We start from the raw sequence: 18,112 nt of genomic DNA on the forward strand, positions 1-18,112 counted from the left end.
TAAAAGGAGTCATCATGGCTAATATTAATGAAAACTATTTAAACCTACAAGGTTCTTATTTATTTGCTAACATTGCTAAAAAAGTAGCGGATTACCAAGCAGCTCATCCAGATGCTGATATTATTCGTCTTGGTATCGGCGATGTAACATTGCCTTTAGTACCTGCTATCGTAGATGCTATGACTAAGGCTGTTCAAGAAATGGGCAAAGCTGAAACATTCCGTGGTTATGGCCCGGAACAAGGTTATGATTTCCTTCGTAAAGCAATCATCGAAGGCGATTACAAACCATATGGCATCGAAATTGGTATGGACGAAGTATTCGTTTCTGACGGCGCAAAATCCGACGTTGGTAATATCCAAGAATTATTCAGCGAAGATAATATCATCGCTATCACCGACCCTGTATACCCTGTATACCTTGATTCCAACGTTATGGGCGGTCGTACAGGTCAAGCTGTTGATGGTATGTTCGAAAAGGTTGTATATCTTCCTACATTTGCAGAAAATAATTTCTCTCCAGAATTTCCTGCTGAACGTGTAGACATCGTATATCTTTGCTCCCCTAACAATCCTACAGGCACAGTACTCAGTCGTGCACGCTTAGCCGAATGGATTAAATGGTGTAAAGAAAACGACGCGATCTTAATGTTCGACTCTGCTTACGAAGCTTTCATCAGCACAGAAGACACTGTTAAATCTATCTATGAAATCGAAGGTGCACGCGAAGTAGCTATTGAATTCCGTTCCTTCTCTAAAACTGCTGGCTTTACAGGTACACGTTGTGCCTACGCAGTAGTTCCAAAAGAGGTAACAGGCAAAACTAAATCTGGCGAACGTCAACCTTTGAACCCTATGTGGAACCGTCGTCAATGCACTAAATTTAACGGCGTACCTTACATCGTTCAACGTGGTGCTGAAGCAGTATATTCCAAAGAAGGCCGCGAACAAACTCGCGCAAACATCGCTTACTACAAAGAAAATGCACGCATCATCAAAGAAGGCCTCGAATCCATTGGCCTTACTGTATATGGTGGTACTGATGCGCCTTATATTTGGTTAAAAACACCTGGCAACATGACAAGCTGGGAATTATTCGATCTTCTTCTTGAAAAGGTACAAATCGTGTCTACACCAGGCTCTGGTTTCGGTCCACATGGCGAAGGTTACCTTCGTTTAACTGCATTCGGCAGCCGCGAAAATACAATCCGTGCCGTAGAACGCATCAAAACTTTACAATTCTAATACATTTATAACTAAAAATATGTAATACAAAACGGTTGTGAAACCTTCTCTCCGAATGTTTCACAACCGTTTTTATTTTAAATCTAGATACTAATTAAAAGTTATGACGAATACCCGCATCTACACGATAGGATGTATCAACAGTACTACCAAAGTTTTTAGTAAATGTTCCATATAAATATGTATTTGGACGGAAACTCCATGAACCACCGAGTTCAAGATCAAGCCAAGTATCCTTCAAATCTACTACGCTATTAGTCGTTGGTTCACCGGCCATGCTATAGGTTGCTTTCATCTTGCCAGAGAATTCATGTGCCAATGCAGCTTTAAGGAAAACATTACTATTCTTAGCTTCCTTACCAACGCCAATGCCTAAGCGCCCTATAGCAGAGTTAACTGCATCAGAATTAATATGAACTGTGCTACCAGTATTCGTACGAGCATCGAAGCTTTCACCAGATAAGCGGCTAAGAATCAATTCCGCACTAGGGTCAATATAGAAACCATTATTTCTCTTGATACGTTTACCATATTCAAGGCTCAAAGATGCACCCGTATTACGGTAGTCACCACTCAACGACGTTCCTAAGCTGTTATGTACGGTAAAATCATTTTTCAAACGATTGCCTTTAGCAATAATATCTAAATAACGGCCATCATTAAATTGTTTAGCCCCATAGATTGCTAGCCCCGCAGTTTTACCAGAACCTGAACCTAGTGCATAATCACTATTGTTTGTACCATACAAGAAGGCACCGCCTACAATCCAGTTTCCTCGTTTCATATCATAGCCAATTTGCGCCATATTATAATTTTGATTTACATAGGCAGAGTCTGTAATTTTAGATTTACCACCAATATATTTGCCCCATACGCCTTGATTATCGGAGTTAAGACGCACATCACCTAAGCGGCGTTGTAAATCATTGGTATCAGCTCGCATTTGCATAACAGAAGATGCTAATGCACTCTTAGCACCGGATACAATTTCACTTTCACTAGTGGATAATACGGTTTTATTAGACACCATAGCACGTCCATCTGCATCAAAATCATCCGGGCTAAGTTTAGCATTTAATGTAGGACTAATCACACCTGTTTCTAAATGCACATTAACACCAAGGTTTCGCTCACCCTTCATATATCCATTGTAGACTATTTTCTTCACAAATTGATTTTCTGCTAATCCTGGAATCTCGGCATTAGCTTGTTCTTTCAAAGCCTCTACGGAGCTACGCAATGTAACAGAAGAACCAGGATCAGCATGGTTGATAACCACTTCACCCTTTCCGTTTTCTGCAGCAGGTGCACCTTTTTCATAATCAATAGCTGTATGACCAGCATAATTATTAATCGTAATAGGCCGTGCATCTACGGCTTGGATAATGCCGCGGCTACCTTCTGTGGCACCACCTATAAGATGCTCTACCTTACTACCTGTATAGAGATAATTTGCAGTATCTGGTCGGCCTTGTGTAGGGTATTCACGTTCAGCTCCTAACCATTCATTACGCCATGTAGCACCATTTTGTAAATACAATCTCAAACCGCCATGATGAGGATTATTGTTACTTTCATCAAATTCATTGAGTACACCACCCACTAATTTAGAATTTGGTGTCGTTAATCCCAATGAAATTTCTGATCCATGATTGTGTGGATTTTTATCAATACCATAGTTTTTATTGATAAAACCAATATTGCCATACATATTGACGTCCTTAGCACCTGGTTTCAATCCATCCATGCCAGTATTCACATAGACAAATCCTTCTTCTGAAAGTGCAGAATATGTATCAGATGTCGTTAAAGGATGTGTCTTTACATCTGCCCCACCTAGAATCCGAATGTATCCATCCTTATTAGCTTGCAAACCTACGCCAATGGCATCTACTTTGGCATTACCTTGTACGGTAATACGAGTATCATCATTATTACCATCATTTGTAACCCCACCATAACCAGCATATATACCACTCATGTAATAGTGTGCTAAGTCTGGTCTGCGCTTCTCTCCACTTTCCGCAGGTGCTGGATTTGCAACCGTTACATTTACATTTTTATCTATGGCAACCTGAGATCCATCAAGAGCATAAATACCGGTAACGTTATTATGGTATTTATTTCCATTTACACCAAGGCCAGATACATTGACGATCAAATCATCGGTATAGTGTTTATTTTCACCCCACAAATTCAACCCAATGGATTTTCCATCTGTATGGCTTTCAACTGTAGTGGCTGACACCATGACCTCTGCACTAGCACCGGTAATAATTAAAGCAGCAATAACAGCAAGGTTTATCGTTCTTCTCATCTCATAACCTCCTCAAACTATACACAATAATATGCATATATTCATTGTATATATAGTAGGGGTATATGTGTCAATTTTTGCACATATGATGTTTTCTTTTATGTATATTCCCATACGCAATGTATCGATATAATGATGAATAATAACAAACGAATTATTCTCTCCACATAATATATGCTGTATAACTCTATAGAATATTATAAAAAGAGAAATTTCTATGTTATAATAAGTATATTAGTTATTACACTACATTTTATAATTATATAGGAGGCTAATATGAGCAAAATTCGTATTGGTATCGTAGGCTATGGCAACTTAGGCCGTGGCGTAGAAGCATCTGTTAAATTGCAACCAGATATGGAACTCGTAGGCGTATTTTCTCGTCGTAAAGGCTTAGAAACAGTGTCTGGTGTTCCTACATACACTATGGAAGATCTACCAAACTTCAAAGGTAAGATCGACGTTATGGTTCTGTGCGGTGGTTCTGCAACAGACCTTATCGAACAAACTCCAATGGTAACTAAATACTTCAACTGTATCGATTCCTTCGATACACATGCACGTATCCCTGAGCATTTTGCTAATGTAGACAAAGTAGCTAAAGAAGCTAAGACTGCTACATTGATTTCTTGTGGTTGGGACCCAGGCATGTTCTCTTTACAACGTGTTTACGCTGAAAGCATCTTGCCTCACGGCAAATCTTACACATTCTGGGGCCGCGGCGTTTCCCAAGGTCACTCCGATGCTATTCGTCGTATCGATGGTGTTCTTGATGCTCGTCAATACACTGTTCCTAAAGAACAATACCTTGAAGCTATCCGCAACGGCGAAACTCCAGACGTTGATGGCTACAAAGGCCACCTTCGTGAATGCTATGTAGTAGCTGCTCCTGATGCGGACAAAGCTAAAATTGAAAATGAAATCAAAACTATGGAAAACTACTTCGTAGGTTACGAAACTGTAGTCAACTTCATTTCCCAAGAAGAACTTGATCGCAACCACAAGGGTATTCCACATGGTGGCTTCGTTCTTCGTTCTGGTGAAAGCACTGACGGCACTCGTCATGTTGTTGAATACTCTTTAAAACTTGATTCTAACCCTGAATTCACAGGCTCTGCACTTGTTGCATACGCTCGTGGTATCTACCGTCTCGCTAAACACGGTGGTACTGGTTGTTACACAGTATTCGATATTCCACCAGCTTGGATTTCCACACATTCTGCTGAAGAATTGCGAGCTCACTCTCTATAATTCTATACGCACCTTAAGAGGATAACTTCGGTTATCCTCTTTTTACATTTAACAATAGCGTATGATGACACGAAAAAAGGACCGCCTTAAGACGGTCCTTTTTCATATTAAAATCTATCTATTAATACCAACGTGTTAATGGCAATTCATTATTAACATCTTTTGTCATAAGGATTTGATGCAAATCCATATTGCCAATATAGAAACCTGCTGCACAACCACAGAGGTATAAGTCCCACATACGAACAAATTCAGTACCGCGAGCTTTTTCTACTTGGTCACGTACACCTTGGAAATTATTGTACCAATGCATCAATGTTTTATAGTAGTGCAAGCGCAAGCTTTCAACATCGATAACATTAAAATCATAGTCATAAGCAATAGAAACAATTTCACGAAGAGACGGTAAGCATCCACCTGGGAAGATATATTTACGAATCCATGCACTAGATTCTTTTTCTGATGGATCACTGATGTAATGGAGCAAGAATAAACCACCATCATTTAACATAGTGGATGCATCCTCCATATACAATGGGAAATTAGGACGACCTACATGTTCCAACATACCAACGCTGACGATACGATCGAATGTACGACCAGATGCCGCTACATCACGATAATCAATGAGTTCGATTTCGACTTGACCTTCAAGTCCGAATTCTTTAATCCGTTCTTGGCCTTTCTTCCATTGTTCTTCAGACAATGTACAACCATAGCCTTTAACGCCATATTTACGGGCTGCTTCAATTAAAAGGAATCCCCAACCACAACCGATATCGAGTAATGTCATACCTTCTTTTAAATATAATTTATCGAGAATATGATGAACCTTTTGGTATTGTGCATCTTCTAAGCTATCATCTTCATGTTTAAAGTACGCACAAGAATAGCTCATTGTCTTATCAAGCCATAAGCTATAAAAATCATTGCCAAGGTCGTAGTGAGAAGACACTTGTTGTTTTTGATCTTTCTTTTTAAGACCTACATTAAAGAGAGAACTAAGTACCTTTTTATTGATAGAATCCTTATTAACATGACCTAGTACAACACAAAGAGCTTTGAATAAATCGCCTTCTATTTCAATATCCTTACGCATATACGCTTCGCCAAGTGCAAGTTCAGCAGAAACGAGCAAATCTTTCTTAGGGATATCGCGGTTTACACGAATGGTAAACTCAGGTGTACCTTCGCCAATGGTATATTCATTGTCACCCACTTTTACACTAAAGCAGTGATCATTAAAACGTTCTAAATAGTGAACTAAAAAACTATCAAATAACTTAGAAAACATACTTAACTTCCTTTCCTAGCAGCGTTACATGACGTTTACGTTCAATCAAAATGACACGTCCGCCTGCACACTGACATAGTCATATCTACTCATCAAAATTTTCTATAAAACAAATCATAAGAAAAACTTATATTTTTATTATATAAATACATCTACTTATCATTATTTTTTATAAGAAACTTCAACTTTCTCTCTAATATTATAGCACTTCTTGATAAATAATCCAGACCAATTCTATAGAAATGTATATATCCATTAGAATATGATATAATATGTGTTTGACAAGGCTTTTATAAGAAACCATATTTCTAATGAAAGCTTTCACAAAGAACGAAATTAATTTTAATAAAGGTGGTACCATGAGCACAAATTTAGAAGTAGGCATCGTAGGCCTTCCAAATGTTGGTAAAAGTACATTATTCAACGCTATTACAAAAGCTGGCGCTGAGGCTGCCAACTATCCATTCTGTACAATTGAGCCAAACGTAGGTGTTGTTGATGTTCCAGACAGTCGTCTAGCTGTATTAGCGGAAATGTTCGGTTCCAAACGCATCCTCCCTGCTGCTATGCGATTTGTAGATATTGCAGGTCTCGTTGAAGGTGCATCTAAAGGCGAAGGTTTAGGCAACAAATTCCTTAGTCATATTCGTCAAGTAGATGCAATTGCACAAGTTATTCGTTGTTTCGATGACCCTAATATCACTCACGTTGCAGGGTCTATCGATCCAATCCGAGACATCGAAATCATCAATACAGAGCTCTGCCTTGCAGACCTTGAATCCGTAGAAAAACGGAAACAACGCATTGAAAAAATTGCAAAATCCGGCGATAAAGATGCTCGCGCTGAGTTACCATTGCTAGAACGCATTATCGAAGGTCTCGGTGAAGCAAAACCAGTTCGTGCCCAAGGTCTAGACGAAGAAGAGTTAGAAATGATTAAAGAGTTGACATTACTTACAGCAAAACCATCTCTTTATGTTGCTAACATTTCTGAAGATGAAGTATCTGATTACTCCGCTAACGAGCACGTAAAACGCGTAGAAGAATACGCGAAGAACGAAGGTGCTGGCATCGTTGTTGTATCCGCTCGTATCGAATCCGAAATTGCTGAGTTATCTGATGAAGAATCCGCTGCATTCCTAGAAGATCTCGGTCTTGAAGAATCTGGCTTAACTAAGCTTATCAAGGCAAGTTATGCACTCTTAGGCCTCATCAACTACTTTACAGCTGGTGAAATGGAAGCTCGTGCATGGACAATTGTAAACGGCACAAAAGCACCTCAAGCAGCTGGAAAAATTCACTCCGATATTGAAAAAGGCTTTATCCGCGCTGAAATCGTATCCTTCGATGACTTACAAGCTTGCGGCAGCCAAAATGCTGCTAAAGAAAAAGGCCTTGTTCGCCTAGAAGGCAAGGAATATGTTATGAAAGACGGCGACGTAACACACTTCCGCTTCAACGTATAATGCAAATTAATAGCAATAAAAAACCAGTAAATCGAACGATTTACTGGTTTTTGTTGTCTCTTAATGAGATTTTCTTTATGTGATTGTTGAATAAACACGAGTTTATTCTTTATCGTTATCAACAGAGTTTTTCAAGCCGTCAAGTGCGCCTTCTACAGCATCTTTAACATCTTCTACAACGTCTTTAACTTTAGCAGTTGTTTTTTCTACAGCACCTTCTGATTCCAATTTTTTGTCACCAGTTAATTTGCCAACATTTTCTTTTAGTGCACCTTTAGCTTGGTTGAGTTTTTCTTCTAATGCCATAATAATGACTCCTTTCATGTAAAATCACGTTTAGCTATATTAGACCTACTTTTATAAGTAGATTACTATCCCCTTTTTCCGAAGAAAAATGAGACTACAGCAACAACAATGACTGCACCTAATACAGATGGAATTAAGGACATACCTGCTAAGCTAGGACCCCAGGTACCAAATAGGGACTGACCTACGGACGATCCAATTAAACCAGCAACAACTTTAGCGATAACGCCCATTGCACCGCCTTTGTTAGTGATGGCACCTGCTAGGAACCCGATAAAACCACCAACAATAATTGACCATAACATATAATCACTCCTTTACGCTTATATACATGTATCTTAAAAATCATCTAAATATACAGATATGTTAAATATTATGTATATTTATAACGTACCATTCATGTTTAAAGGTTAAATGAAGTGCGATATATAAAGTTGGCATACTTTAGCAAAAGTAGTGTTCTATGGTCCTAACATTCTTCTTGTAAATATTTTGATATATTCTATTCAACGACCTTTACAATTTCATCCATTGTACGACGTGTCTTATTGCGATGTGGTTCTTCATCACGGTACCCAAAGGCTGCCATTACAGAAATACCGAAATGTTTAGTATCGAAAAGACCAAGTTCATCGCCTAAGAATGCTGTCATCTTGTCTTGGTTGAAGCCTTCCAACGCACAGGAGTCAAGCCCTTCATAGGCAGCCATGGTCATCATATTCGCCATAACGATATACGCTTGTTTAGAGGACCAATCAAAAGCAGCACGTTCAGACTCAAATGTTTTATAGTCTTCCGTAGTAAACTGCGCATATTTTTCCTTATAAATAGCATCTACTTCAGCAGGTAATTGTTTCACCTCTTCTTGAATATGACGGATATATGATGAATCGAATTCAAGATCTGCCTTTTTACGAGCTAAGAAAACCACTACATGACTGGCTTCAAGCCCTGCTAAGATACCCCAACCATAAGCTTTCATCTTTTCTCGAATTTCTGGATTTTGAATCACCAACAATTGATATGCTTCAAAACCTAAGGATGTAGGAGACAAACGTGCCGCCTGCAAGATAGCATTCCAGTCTTCATCACTAATCTTTTTAGTGCTATCAAATTTCTTACATGCATAACGATAGGTCATAGCATATTCTAAATCTTTACGATCCAATTTAGGGGCCGTTAATTTTACATTTTCTATTTCATATTTGCTCATTGAAATTCAACCTTTCATTATATTAATTTCAAAAACTTAACCTAGATACATAACATATGATGCTCATCAGCCAAAATTTTGACCAAATAGAATCATACGTTCTTTTTCCTTATAAAATAAATCAAGACCTAACTTATATAAGCCATTTAAATCACCATCATTTAACAGAGTCATATATTCACCTCTATCAGCTTTGTTAATGATAATAGGCGCTAATTTCTGTTGTAAACAAGCGTGTACAATAAGAGCTCTTCCTGTACGGCCATTACCATCAACAAAAGGATGAATACGTTCAAATTGCAAATGTTGCTCCATAATGGCACGCACCCGCTCTTCATCATTTTGGGATATCTCTAAACGATATTGCAATGTATCACACCAGTTTTTTAAAGCTTCTTGTACTTGATATGGTTTTGTTGGCTCAAAATCAGCACCAATAACCATATTTTGAACAATCTTAAATTGCCCATTATCATCACGGATATGTGCTAGTAACAATCGTTGTGTGTCTTTTATGATATCTATCGTAATTACTTCTTGATATGATTCCATCAAGAACACTAAATAGTCGCGATAATTAGATACTTCATAGAACTCACGCAAATCCATTTTACGGGGTATCATATTATCTAATAGGATACTCTTTGCTTCCCCTTGTGTTAACGTATTCCCCTCGATTGCTGTACTATGATGGGCCATACGGACGACCATATCGTCTATATATTCGCGAGGCAAGGTAAAATCAACCATGTATATCTCCTATACAATACGATTTTTATATATTAACGTTACCATATATAGATAAATTTCGATATTAATAAATCGATTTAATCTTTATAAGCTAAAACTGGTTTCCCTTTTTCATACCAAAATAAGCCTGATTTACTAATCTTATGTTCTTTTAGGATAGTCTGAACTTGTTCTACAGTATTCAAGTCTATTTGAATGGACAAACCACACATATCATTCAATTCTGGCGGTGTAGCCATCAGTTGGTGAGGCACCGAAAGTTCTGTTAATATCTTATCTGCTTTATCCCCAAAATAATAGGATGTAAAAACGACAAGCAATTTTTTATTGTTCAACGCCTGACCTCCAATAATATTGCTTAATCATTTACAACATAGATACGAGTATTATAGTTTAACAAGATTTTTCCCAACGATAGCATCTGTAATCGCATACATGTTTGTAATAGAGCCTACCCCCACTTGATCTTTTAGACCATAATAGTCGAGACAAATACCACATGCAGCAATTTCAACACCAAGATCAGCTAACTTTTTAATATTGTCTAAATGAACAGAATCGTTGGTTACCATTTTAACGCTACTATTGATGAAATAAATTGTAGATGGCTTCACGTCGGCTTCAACCATGCACACCCAGAAGGTTTTCATCAAATTACGGCCAAGCTCTTCACTACCTTCACCAAGATAATCTTTCGTCATCAAAATGATGCGGTCACTATAATTCATAGGTTTGCAATCAATTTCCGGTGCAGGTTCTACATTCGGCGTAAGTTTAATAAAAAAATCTATACCATCTTGTCCAATTGCCACATCATATCCACGAGACTTTCCAAATTTCTCTACATTATCGCGACTCACCTCGTTATCTACAATGGTCGTAATAATCGCGTCTGGATTTGCATCGCTTACCTTCTTCGTTTCAATCACAGGTTTTGGACACAAACTGCCACGCACATCTACAGTTAATTCATTTGTATTACTCATCATTTACCTCAATACTATTATATATTTTGTAAAAGCATCAACGCACAACTACTCTATATACTATTAAAATCAAAATTGTAATATATCTTATTTAGTGACGCGTACCGCTAAGCCACTAAAGCTTTCAACGGCACCAACTATAGTGGCACCTTCAACGCCCACATCATGTAAAGCTTTCACCAAATCCGGTCCTTCTGCAGCAGGCACAGAGAATAAAAGACCGCCTGATGTTTGTGGATCAAATAAAATATCCGTCCACACAGAATCTAATATTTTATCTACTTGTACATCTGTAATAGCCTTACGATTGCCATAGGACGCCGCTGGTACAAGGCCCATTCGAGCCGCGTCAATGACGTCATCAAAGAGCGGAATATCATAAATCTTGATATGAATTGTTACATTAGAGGCACTCGCCATTTCTACAGAATGCCCCATAAGGCTAAAGCCCGTCACATCAGTACACGCATGAATTGTAAAATTATGGGCCACCTCAGCAGCCACACGATTCAACGTACTCATGCTAGCAACCGCCTGCGCAGTACCAGTAGGAAATAAATCAGCTTTCAACGCATTATTCATAATACCTGTGCCGATGCGTTTTGTTAACACCAATACATCCCCTACTCGAGCGCCTTTATTCTTCCAAATCTCGCTAGGATTAACTTGACCTGTGATCGACATGCCAAAAATAGGTTCCTTATTTTCGATGCTGTGACCACCTACAATGGCTGCACCAGATTCAGAAACAATGGATGCAGCCCCATTGAGTACATCCGTCAATACGCCTTGTTCTACTAAGGGAACAGGAAATCCAACGATGTTCATCGCCGTTAGGGGTATCCCCCCCATCGCATATACATCGCTCAATGCATTAGCCGCTGCAATTTTACCGAATAACGTAGGGTCATTGACAACAGGCGTGAAAAAATCCAATGTTTGTACAAGGGCAAGTTGATCAGAAATTTGATATACCCCTGCATCATCAGCACCAGTCATATCAGCTAGAACATGTTCATTTGTAACAGGTGTAACGGCCTTTAAAACACGTTCTAATATATGAGGACCAATCTTACATGCACAGCCTCCACTCGTAACATAATCAGTGAGTCGCACCATAGTCCTACCTCATTCATTTTCAGGCAAGCGCGATACTATTTTCTTCGCTGCCTTTTCAAATTTAGGGCGAGGCATCAACAACTGATGACCACAACCTTTACAAACGATAAGAAAATCTGTACCTATGCGCTTGACCTCCCACTCATCACTGCCACAGGGATGCGATTTTTTCATTTGTACTATATCGCCCACATAATATCTAATAAACGCCATAGCGCCTCCTTATACTATTTCTATTATATATATCTTATTATACTTAAAATATGTTCTCCAATATAGGTAAAAGTACACTTTGACTAATAAGATCTATCGGCTTAATCAGAATTGTTACCAAAAACAAACAGTTCTATAAACAATAATGATTTTCCATGTAACTCTCATTCTCATTATCAGTAATTCTATTTTTAATAAATCCATTACTTAACAGACTTTCAAAAACCGCTTATTTACTACATTGATAACATTTATCATTTAGAAAATTTTCGAAATAAATTTTTACAAAAACACTTGCATTTCTCATTTAGTATGTTACAATATAGTCAACAATGATTATTCGTTAAGTATACGAATCAAAAACATTGTGGTGTAAATTATAGGCAAGTGCCTCTTTACAACTATAGGTAAGTACTCATTTAAAAGATAAGCAAGTGCTTTTTTCAAATATAGACAAGTGTCTATCTAATCAGTATATAAATAAGTTTTTATTTAACTTAAACTCAAGTGAGTTACCCACTATTGCATTCACAACCAAGTGGTTATGAATATATAACTAAGTAAAAATTTTGAAATTCGATGTAAGTACAAAGGAGTATTAAAATGGCAGAATTAAAAGGTTCTAACACTGAAAAAAATCTTCAAACAGCATTTGCTGGTGAATCCCAAGCATTCCAAAAATATACATATTATGCAGCAGCAGCTCGTAAAGCTGGCATGAACGAAATCGCTGATTATTTCGAAGAAACAGCTCACAACGAATCTGCACATGCTAAAGTTTGGTTCAAAGCTCTTCATGGTGGCGACATTTCCGCTGATATCGAAGCTAACCTTCGCGATGCAGCAGCTGGTGAAAACTATGAACACACTACAATGTACAAAGATTTCGCTGACGAAGCAGAAAAAGAAGGCTTCACTGCTATCGCTTTCAAAATGCGCGAAGTTGGTAAAATCGAAGCTCGCCATGAAGCTCGTTACCTTGCATTAGCAGCTCGTGTTTCTGGCAACAAAGTGTTCCACAACGATCAACCAGTTGCATGGATTTGCGCTAACTGCGGTTACATTCACGTTGGTGAAGAAGCTCCTAAAGTTTGCCCAGTATGTGCTCACCCACAAGCTTTCTTCCAACGCCACGTTGAATCCATCTAATCTATAAGTTTAGATAAAATAATATTTTAAATACAGATATTTGATACTGCAAGTGCAGTTCTTCCTAACTGTATGTACAGACAACCTCAATATAAAAGACGATGACTTCGGTCATCGTCTTTTTTGTGTTCTATTAGTTATATATGCATTAAGAGTTGTAAGTCATACTATTTACTATTAAAGGCTAGATGCTAATTCTTTAAATTGTCGAACCGCTTCATAAGGCTTTTCTGCATGGGCAATGGCAGATATAACGGCAACACCACAAGCGCCAGCACGGAGTACTGCCATTGCATTGTCTATGGTAATACCACCAATTCCAACGCATGGTAAGTTTAATCCTTGTGCCTGTAGTTCAGCTATACGTTCCGGGCCGCATGGTTCTTGCGCATCAGGCTTGCTACTAGTTGTATACATAGGACCTACGCCTACACAATCAGCATACAGTACATCTGTCTTATGGAGTTCCTCTATGGAATGGATGGATATCCCCACTATCTTATGACCTACGATATTACGCACATCTTCTAAGCACATATCGTCTTGCCCTACGTGAATACCATCCGCATTAACAGCGACCGCTAGCTCTACATCATCATTGATAATATAGAGCACATGATACTTGGCACAGATATGTTGTAACTGTTGTGCTAGTTCTAACTTCTGTTGACCTTCTAATGTACCATCGCCCTTTTCTCTAAACTGAAAGCAGGTTATACCACCACGACAAGCATCTTCTACGATTTCGAGCAACCGTTTTTTGTTAAGCTCTGTATCTTGTGTACCACACACGAAATACACCTGTAATTGATCTGGTACAACTACAGACTGCACACGATTTTCAGATACAAGCACCTCATCATCTAGCGTATACAAAGCATCCATAAAGGCTATGCTAAAGCTACCTGGTTTTATTCCACTTACCTTAACAGCACTTTCACCAGCTAAACCATAATACGCCAATGCATAGGCAAGAAATTCACCTGTAGACAAGCTATCCTTAAAGGAATCATAAATTCCAAAAAAGGCTGCTAATACGCCCCCTAAGAGACAGCCTGTTCCCGTTACAGCAGTCATAATCGAATGACCATGAGGCACTGCAAAGACTCGAGTTCCATCAGATACATAATCCTCTTCACCCGTTGCTACTACAGGACAGTTAATAAGACGCGCTAAACGATATGCGATAATGGCACTATCCGCTACCTGCGCCCCATCAACGCCCTTACCTAACGGAGAGTTTTCACCCTTATTATCAGAACTCAGTGCTTCATAAACAGCCTTAACTTCGCTTTGATTGCCTCGTAATAACGAAATAGAACCAGTCTTAATCAAATCTAAGACCACCGACAATCGGTAAGTTCCTGCATGACAGCCCACAGGATCAAGAATAATTGGCACATCATATTCCTTCGCTAGTTTAATAGCCTCTTTATAGTAACCAACCTTCTCAGGTGTAAGTGTTCCAATATTGATGAGCAGTGCTGATGCATACACAATAAGATCCTGTAAATCTTCACTACATTCGCTCATGATGGGCGATGCCCCAATAGCTAGTAGTCCATTAGCTGTAAAGGTTCGTACCACATCATTGGTAATACAAATCACAAGAGGGTTTTTCTTCCGCAATGTGTATAACATATTGAATTTAGGCCTAATTTGATTATACATATATGGGTTCATAGCATCATCTCCTCTCATCTTTTTGCAAGAGCTCATCCATCGTTTCAGTTCCATTCGCCAATAAACCATAGGCCATGTGGTTAACTGGGCCACAGCCATTGCCTAACGCTGGATTGTGCTTGATAGCAAGAGCAATATAATCCTTGGCAATACCGATGGCATCCATTACATCACGGCCTTTAGCAAGCTCCGCTGTAATAACCGCTGAGAAGGTACAGCCCGTACCATGAGTATGCACCGTATCATATTTGGGGCTTGTCCACGTACGAACGCTACCATCTCTTGTGAAAGCATAATCTGTTGCATCTTCACCGATGTGCCCGCCTTTAATGATGACCACTTGGGGCCCTAAGTCATGTAAAATTCGATTAGCCGCCGTTGTTATGTCACTTTCACAATCAATAGACATGTCCGCTAAGACCTCTGCCTCACTGCGATTTGGAGTGATAACCGTTGCGGTAGGAATCAGTTTAGATTTCAAGAAATGTACCGCCTCATCTGATACGAGTCGGTCACCGCTAGTGGCAATCATAACGGGGTCCATTACATACGGAATTCCCTTACTCACATAAGGATAGATAAGGTCCATCATCTCCGGCAAGGCAATCATGCCCGTCTTAACGGCTTGAGGTTCAATGTCAGAATACACATCGTGTAATTGTCGGTCAATACTCTCTAGCGATAAATGTTCTACATGATGTACGCCCGTTGTATTTTGAGCTACCACGGACGTAACCACGGCCATGCCGTATACGTTACGGCTTTGAAAAGATTTTAAATCAGCCATAATGCCAGCGCCACCACTCGGGTCAGTACCGGCAATTGTTAATGCAGTATGTAATTTCATAATACCTCCAAACATATAAAACGAGACCACTCCCAATGGAATGGTCTCGTAATAGTTTAGTATTATGTTGCACTCCACTTTCCTACGCCAGTATTATCTGGATCAGGTCTAGGGTTTTGAATGGTCAATCTCAGCAAAAGCACCCCTAGTGGCAATATATTTTTATACTCTAGTTATAACATCATTATACAATCTATGCAAGAAAATAATTGACGGGGTTCTCTTAACAGCCTATAATGAAGCCATAACGGGGTGCTCACATGAGTGGGCTGAGAGTAAGCTAATGCTTTAACCCATAACCTGATTTGGATAATGCCAACGTAGGGAACATAGAGGATTAATAGCCGAGTTCCTATGAACTCGGCTTTTTCTATGACTCCTTGGCAAGGAGGACGTATGAAAGACACATACATTACACAACCACAGTTCGCCATGATATGGTTTGGTGCCGCTCTATCTATAGCGGAAATTATGACAGGAACCTATCTAGCCCCCTTAGGACTCACCCAAGGTCTATATGCCATCATACTGGGGCATATTATCGGCGGTGTATTGCTCTTTGGAGCTGGCCTCATCGGTGGACGTTTACGACAAGGCAGTATGAATACTACTGCCTTCAGCTTTGGCCCACTAGGGGCTAAAGGTTTTGCCTTTTTAAATATGCTTCAACTTATCGGCTGGACTAGCATCATGATCTACGATGCTATGCTAGCCTTACAAAAACTAGCACCTCTATCCCCTATCATTTGGACAATAGCTATCGGAGCACTTGTCATCTTGTGGCTTTTCATCGGCCTTCACAATACGGGCTATATTCAAGCTATCGTATCAGTGCTATTGTTAGGTCTCACCCTTTACATGGGCGCTCACATGATATCGCAGTGGCCTAGTGAAGGTATCATTCTAACTAGCGGAAACATGAGTTTCATCGCTGCCCTTGAATTATCTATCGCCATGCCATTATCTTGGCTTCCTCTCATCAGTGATTATACCCGTGAAAGCAAAAAACCTTTCTCCGCATCACTTACAAGTGCTACAGTCTACACTGTAACAAGTATCGTTATGTACACCTTAGGTCTTAGTGCCGCTATCTTTGGCGGTGGCGATTCTATCATTACCATCATGATGAATGCAGGACTTGGCCTTGCGGGCCTCATCGTTATCATCTTCTCTACCGTTACTACAACCTTTATGGACGCTTACTCTGCAGGCGTATCTAGTACGACTATCTACAAGAGTGCTTCTAGTAAAGGCATAGCCGTTGTAGTTACTATCGTTGGTACAATCGCTGCCATCCTATATCCGATGGACGATATTACAGACTTTCTATATCTCATCGGCTCTGTATTTGCGCCGATGATTGCCATTCTTTTGGCGGACTACTTTATCAATCGCCAACAAGTACAAACATTATCCGCTTATCTCGTACGAGGTCTTATTTGGGCCGTATCCGTTGGTTTATACCACTATATGTTACATAGTGAAAGTACAATAGGTGCTACATTACCGGCCTTTACAATAGCATTTGTCGTTACAGCTATCATTGGATTTATAAGTCATACAGAAACCTCATCTATCGAAATAAAACAACACTAAAACAAAAACACCTTCGTAAGCAATCATGCTTATGAAGGTGTTTTACTATTCAGGTATAATAATTTGTCCGTCTTCACAGTTCCAGTGTCTATCACCAACTGCATCAGCTTCGCTTTCATCATGGGTAACCCATACGCAAGGTACGTCCCATTCACGAATGATGGAAACAAGATCCTCACGCACTTGCTTCCGAAGGTTCCAATCTAATGCAGATAAAGGTTCATCAAGAAGCAATATAGTTGGTTTTGAATAGAGTGCACGACCTAAAGCCACACGTTGTTGTTCACCACCAGATAAGCGCCCCGCCTTAGTGTTACGGTATTTTTCTAATCCTAAACGTTTTAATAGAGAATCACACATATTAGGCGTGCCTCGTTTACTATATGTAATATTGTGTTCCACGGATAAATGAGGAAATACGATATTGCCTTGTGGCATATATCCTACCTGTCGCTCTTGAGCTGGCACCCATATATTTTGATCTCGGTCAACCCATGTTCGTTCATCGCATCGAATGATACCAGTTGTAGGTTTCACTAACCCTGCAATACATTTAATAAACGTACTTTTACCACTTCCAGATGAACCGGTTAACACCGTAATTCCTGAAGCTAAAGTACCATCGGCTTTCACAATCATAGAAGGTCTTGCTATGGTAAAAGAAAATGTAATCATAGT

18 protein-coding genes and 2 riboswitches are annotated in these 18,112 nt (G+C 39.3%); of the genes, 5 read left to right on the forward strand and 13 right to left on the reverse strand.

Going from position 1 to position 18,112, the window contains the following annotated elements:
- Positions 1-14 precede the first annotated feature (14 nt).
- On the forward strand, positions 15-1,244 hold the full coding sequence (locus HMPREF1477_RS04685; protein WP_016475994.1) for an LL-diaminopimelate aminotransferase: 1,230 nt from the start codon (positions 15-17) through the stop codon (positions 1,242-1,244).
- Between the two features lie 94 nt (positions 1,245-1,338).
- On the opposite strand, the gene HMPREF1477_RS04690 is transcribed toward HMPREF1477_RS04685, so the two are convergent.
- Positions 1,339-3,561, reverse strand: a complete 2,223-nt coding sequence (locus HMPREF1477_RS04690; RefSeq protein WP_016475995.1) for an autotransporter outer membrane beta-barrel domain-containing protein — start codon at positions 3,559-3,561, stop codon at positions 1,339-1,341.
- Between the two features lie 276 nt (positions 3,562-3,837).
- Between HMPREF1477_RS04690 and HMPREF1477_RS04695 the strand changes: the two genes are divergently transcribed.
- On the forward strand, positions 3,838-4,812 hold the full coding sequence (locus tag HMPREF1477_RS04695) for a diaminopimelate dehydrogenase (RefSeq protein ID WP_005379726.1): 975 nt from the start codon (positions 3,838-3,840) through the stop codon (positions 4,810-4,812).
- Positions 4,813-4,933: 121 nt separating this feature from the next.
- On the opposite strand, the gene HMPREF1477_RS04700 is transcribed toward HMPREF1477_RS04695, so the two are convergent.
- Entirely contained in the window at positions 4,934-6,106 is a 1,173-nt protein-coding gene (locus HMPREF1477_RS04700; protein ID WP_005382132.1) for a cyclopropane-fatty-acyl-phospholipid synthase family protein, read from the reverse strand.
- Between the two features lie 359 nt (positions 6,107-6,465).
- Here HMPREF1477_RS04700 and ychF point away from each other — a divergent pair, with 359 nt between their 5' ends.
- Positions 6,466-7,572 carry a redox-regulated ATPase YchF gene (gene ychF / locus HMPREF1477_RS04705; protein ID WP_038124532.1) on the forward strand — a complete coding sequence of 369 codons (1,107 nt, stop codon included), beginning with the start codon at positions 6,466-6,468 and terminating at the stop codon, positions 7,570-7,572.
- 102 nt (positions 7,573-7,674) lie between these two features.
- Here ychF and HMPREF1477_RS04710 read toward each other — a convergent pair whose 3' ends face one another.
- From HMPREF1477_RS04710 to HMPREF1477_RS04745, 8 genes are all read right to left on the reverse strand, one after another.
- Complete coding sequence (locus HMPREF1477_RS04710; RefSeq protein ID WP_005379485.1) at positions 7,675-7,878, reverse strand: CsbD family protein; 204 nt, start codon at positions 7,876-7,878, stop codon at positions 7,675-7,677.
- 65 nt (positions 7,879-7,943) lie between these two features.
- The gene (locus HMPREF1477_RS04715; RefSeq protein WP_009661862.1) at positions 7,944-8,183 is read right to left on the reverse strand and encodes a GlsB/YeaQ/YmgE family stress response membrane protein; all 240 of its coding nucleotides are present in this window, start codon (positions 8,181-8,183) and stop codon (positions 7,944-7,946) included.
- Between the two features lie 197 nt (positions 8,184-8,380).
- Positions 8,381-9,091, reverse strand: coding sequence for an NAD(P)H-dependent oxidoreductase (locus HMPREF1477_RS04720; RefSeq protein ID WP_016475996.1), 711 nt, complete (start codon positions 9,089-9,091; stop codon positions 8,381-8,383).
- Positions 9,092-9,157: 66 nt separating this feature from the next.
- Positions 9,158-9,841, reverse strand: coding sequence for a Fic family protein (locus HMPREF1477_RS04725; protein WP_016475997.1), 684 nt, complete (start codon positions 9,839-9,841; stop codon positions 9,158-9,160).
- A gap of 77 nt (positions 9,842-9,918) precedes the next feature.
- Positions 9,919-10,176: a DUF3343 domain-containing protein gene (locus tag HMPREF1477_RS04730; protein WP_016475998.1), complete on the reverse strand. Its 258-nt coding sequence runs from the start codon at positions 10,174-10,176 to the stop codon at positions 9,919-9,921.
- A 51-nt stretch (positions 10,177-10,227) separates the two neighbouring features.
- Entirely contained in the window at positions 10,228-10,827 is a 600-nt protein-coding gene (yedF, locus tag HMPREF1477_RS04735) for a sulfurtransferase-like selenium metabolism protein YedF (protein WP_016475999.1), read from the reverse strand.
- An 87-nt stretch (positions 10,828-10,914) separates the two neighbouring features.
- Positions 10,915-11,946 carry a selenide, water dikinase SelD gene (gene selD / locus HMPREF1477_RS04740; protein WP_016476000.1) on the reverse strand — a complete coding sequence of 344 codons (1,032 nt, stop codon included), beginning with the start codon at positions 11,944-11,946 and terminating at the stop codon, positions 10,915-10,917.
- Between the two features lie 9 nt (positions 11,947-11,955).
- A complete protein-coding gene (locus tag HMPREF1477_RS04745; protein WP_005379561.1) occupies positions 11,956-12,159 on the reverse strand; it encodes a DUF951 domain-containing protein in 204 nt (67 codons plus the stop codon).
- Positions 12,160-12,762: 603 nt separating this feature from the next.
- Here HMPREF1477_RS04745 and rbr point away from each other — a divergent pair.
- Positions 12,763-13,308, forward strand: a complete 546-nt coding sequence (gene rbr / locus HMPREF1477_RS04750; RefSeq protein ID WP_005379557.1) for a rubrerythrin — start codon at positions 12,763-12,765, stop codon at positions 13,306-13,308.
- Between the two features lie 177 nt (positions 13,309-13,485).
- On the opposite strand, the gene thiM is transcribed toward rbr, so the two are convergent.
- Together thiM and thiD are read right to left on the reverse strand one after the other, a co-directional pair.
- Positions 13,486-14,991: a hydroxyethylthiazole kinase gene (thiM, locus tag HMPREF1477_RS04755; RefSeq protein ID WP_016476001.1), complete on the reverse strand. Its 1,506-nt coding sequence runs from the start codon at positions 14,989-14,991 to the stop codon at positions 13,486-13,488.
- A gap of 4 nt (positions 14,992-14,995) precedes the next feature.
- Positions 14,996-15,838, reverse strand: coding sequence for a bifunctional hydroxymethylpyrimidine kinase/phosphomethylpyrimidine kinase (thiD, locus tag HMPREF1477_RS04760; RefSeq protein ID WP_016476002.1), 843 nt, complete (start codon positions 15,836-15,838; stop codon positions 14,996-14,998).
- 62 nt (positions 15,839-15,900) lie between these two features.
- Positions 15,901-15,995, reverse strand: a riboswitch (TPP riboswitch).
- An 81-nt stretch (positions 15,996-16,076) separates the two neighbouring features.
- Positions 16,077-16,182: riboswitch (TPP riboswitch) on the forward strand.
- 52 nt (positions 16,183-16,234) lie between these two features.
- On the opposite strand from thiD, the gene cytX reads away from it, so the two are divergent.
- Positions 16,235-17,434: a putative hydroxymethylpyrimidine transporter CytX gene (gene cytX / locus HMPREF1477_RS04765; protein WP_016476003.1), complete on the forward strand. Its 1,200-nt coding sequence runs from the start codon at positions 16,235-16,237 to the stop codon at positions 17,432-17,434.
- A gap of 45 nt (positions 17,435-17,479) precedes the next feature.
- On the opposite strand, the gene HMPREF1477_RS04770 is transcribed toward cytX, so the two are convergent.
- Positions 17,480-18,109, reverse strand: coding sequence for an ATP-binding cassette domain-containing protein (locus HMPREF1477_RS04770; RefSeq protein WP_016476004.1), 630 nt, complete (start codon positions 18,107-18,109; stop codon positions 17,480-17,482).
- Positions 18,110-18,112 lie beyond the last annotated feature (3 nt).

The sequence above is a fragment of the Veillonella sp. HPA0037 genome (genome assembly GCF_000411535.1).
Classification (GTDB): domain Bacteria; phylum Bacillota; class Negativicutes; order Veillonellales; family Veillonellaceae; genus Veillonella; species Veillonella atypica.

Bases quoted from the DNA above. Each gene is read 5' to 3' on its own strand.
- HMPREF1477_RS04725 (WP_016475997.1), bottom strand. From the start codon at position 9,841: ATGGTTGATTTTACCTTGCCTCGCGAATATATAGACGATATGGTCGTC.
- HMPREF1477_RS04710 (WP_005379485.1), bottom strand. From the start codon at position 7,878: ATGGCATTAGAAGAAAAACTCAACCAAGCTAAAGGTGCACTAAAAGAA.
- selD (WP_016476000.1), bottom strand. From the start codon at position 11,946: ATGGTGCGACTCACTGATTATGTTACGAGTGGAGGCTGTGCATGTAAG.
- cytX (WP_016476003.1), top strand. From the start codon at position 16,235: ATGAAAGACACATACATTACACAACCACAGTTCGCCATGATATGGTTT.
- HMPREF1477_RS04685 (WP_016475994.1), top strand. From the start codon at position 15: ATGGCTAATATTAATGAAAACTATTTAAACCTACAAGGTTCTTATTTA.
- HMPREF1477_RS04745 (WP_005379561.1), bottom strand. From the start codon at position 12,159: ATGGCGTTTATTAGATATTATGTGGGCGATATAGTACAAATGAAAAAA.
- thiM (WP_016476001.1), bottom strand. From the start codon at position 14,991: ATGAACCCATATATGTATAATCAAATTAGGCCTAAATTCAATATGTTA.
- HMPREF1477_RS04690 (WP_016475995.1), bottom strand. From the start codon at position 3,561: ATGAGAAGAACGATAAACCTTGCTGTTATTGCTGCTTTAATTATTACC.
- thiD (WP_016476002.1), bottom strand. From the start codon at position 15,838: ATGAAATTACATACTGCATTAACAATTGCCGGTACTGACCCGAGTGGT.
- ychF (WP_038124532.1), top strand. From the start codon at position 6,466: ATGAGCACAAATTTAGAAGTAGGCATCGTAGGCCTTCCAAATGTTGGT.
- HMPREF1477_RS04700 (WP_005382132.1), bottom strand. From the start codon at position 6,106: ATGTTTTCTAAGTTATTTGATAGTTTTTTAGTTCACTATTTAGAACGT.
- HMPREF1477_RS04695 (WP_005379726.1), top strand. From the start codon at position 3,838: ATGAGCAAAATTCGTATTGGTATCGTAGGCTATGGCAACTTAGGCCGT.
- rbr (WP_005379557.1), top strand. From the start codon at position 12,763: ATGGCAGAATTAAAAGGTTCTAACACTGAAAAAAATCTTCAAACAGCA.
- HMPREF1477_RS04715 (WP_009661862.1), bottom strand. From the start codon at position 8,183: ATGTTATGGTCAATTATTGTTGGTGGTTTTATCGGGTTCCTAGCAGGT.
- HMPREF1477_RS04770 (WP_016476004.1), bottom strand. From the start codon at position 18,109: ATGATTACATTTTCTTTTACCATAGCAAGACCTTCTATGATTGTGAAA.
- yedF (WP_016475999.1), bottom strand. From the start codon at position 10,827: ATGAGTAATACAAATGAATTAACTGTAGATGTGCGTGGCAGTTTGTGT.
- HMPREF1477_RS04720 (WP_016475996.1), bottom strand. From the start codon at position 9,091: ATGAGCAAATATGAAATAGAAAATGTAAAATTAACGGCCCCTAAATTG.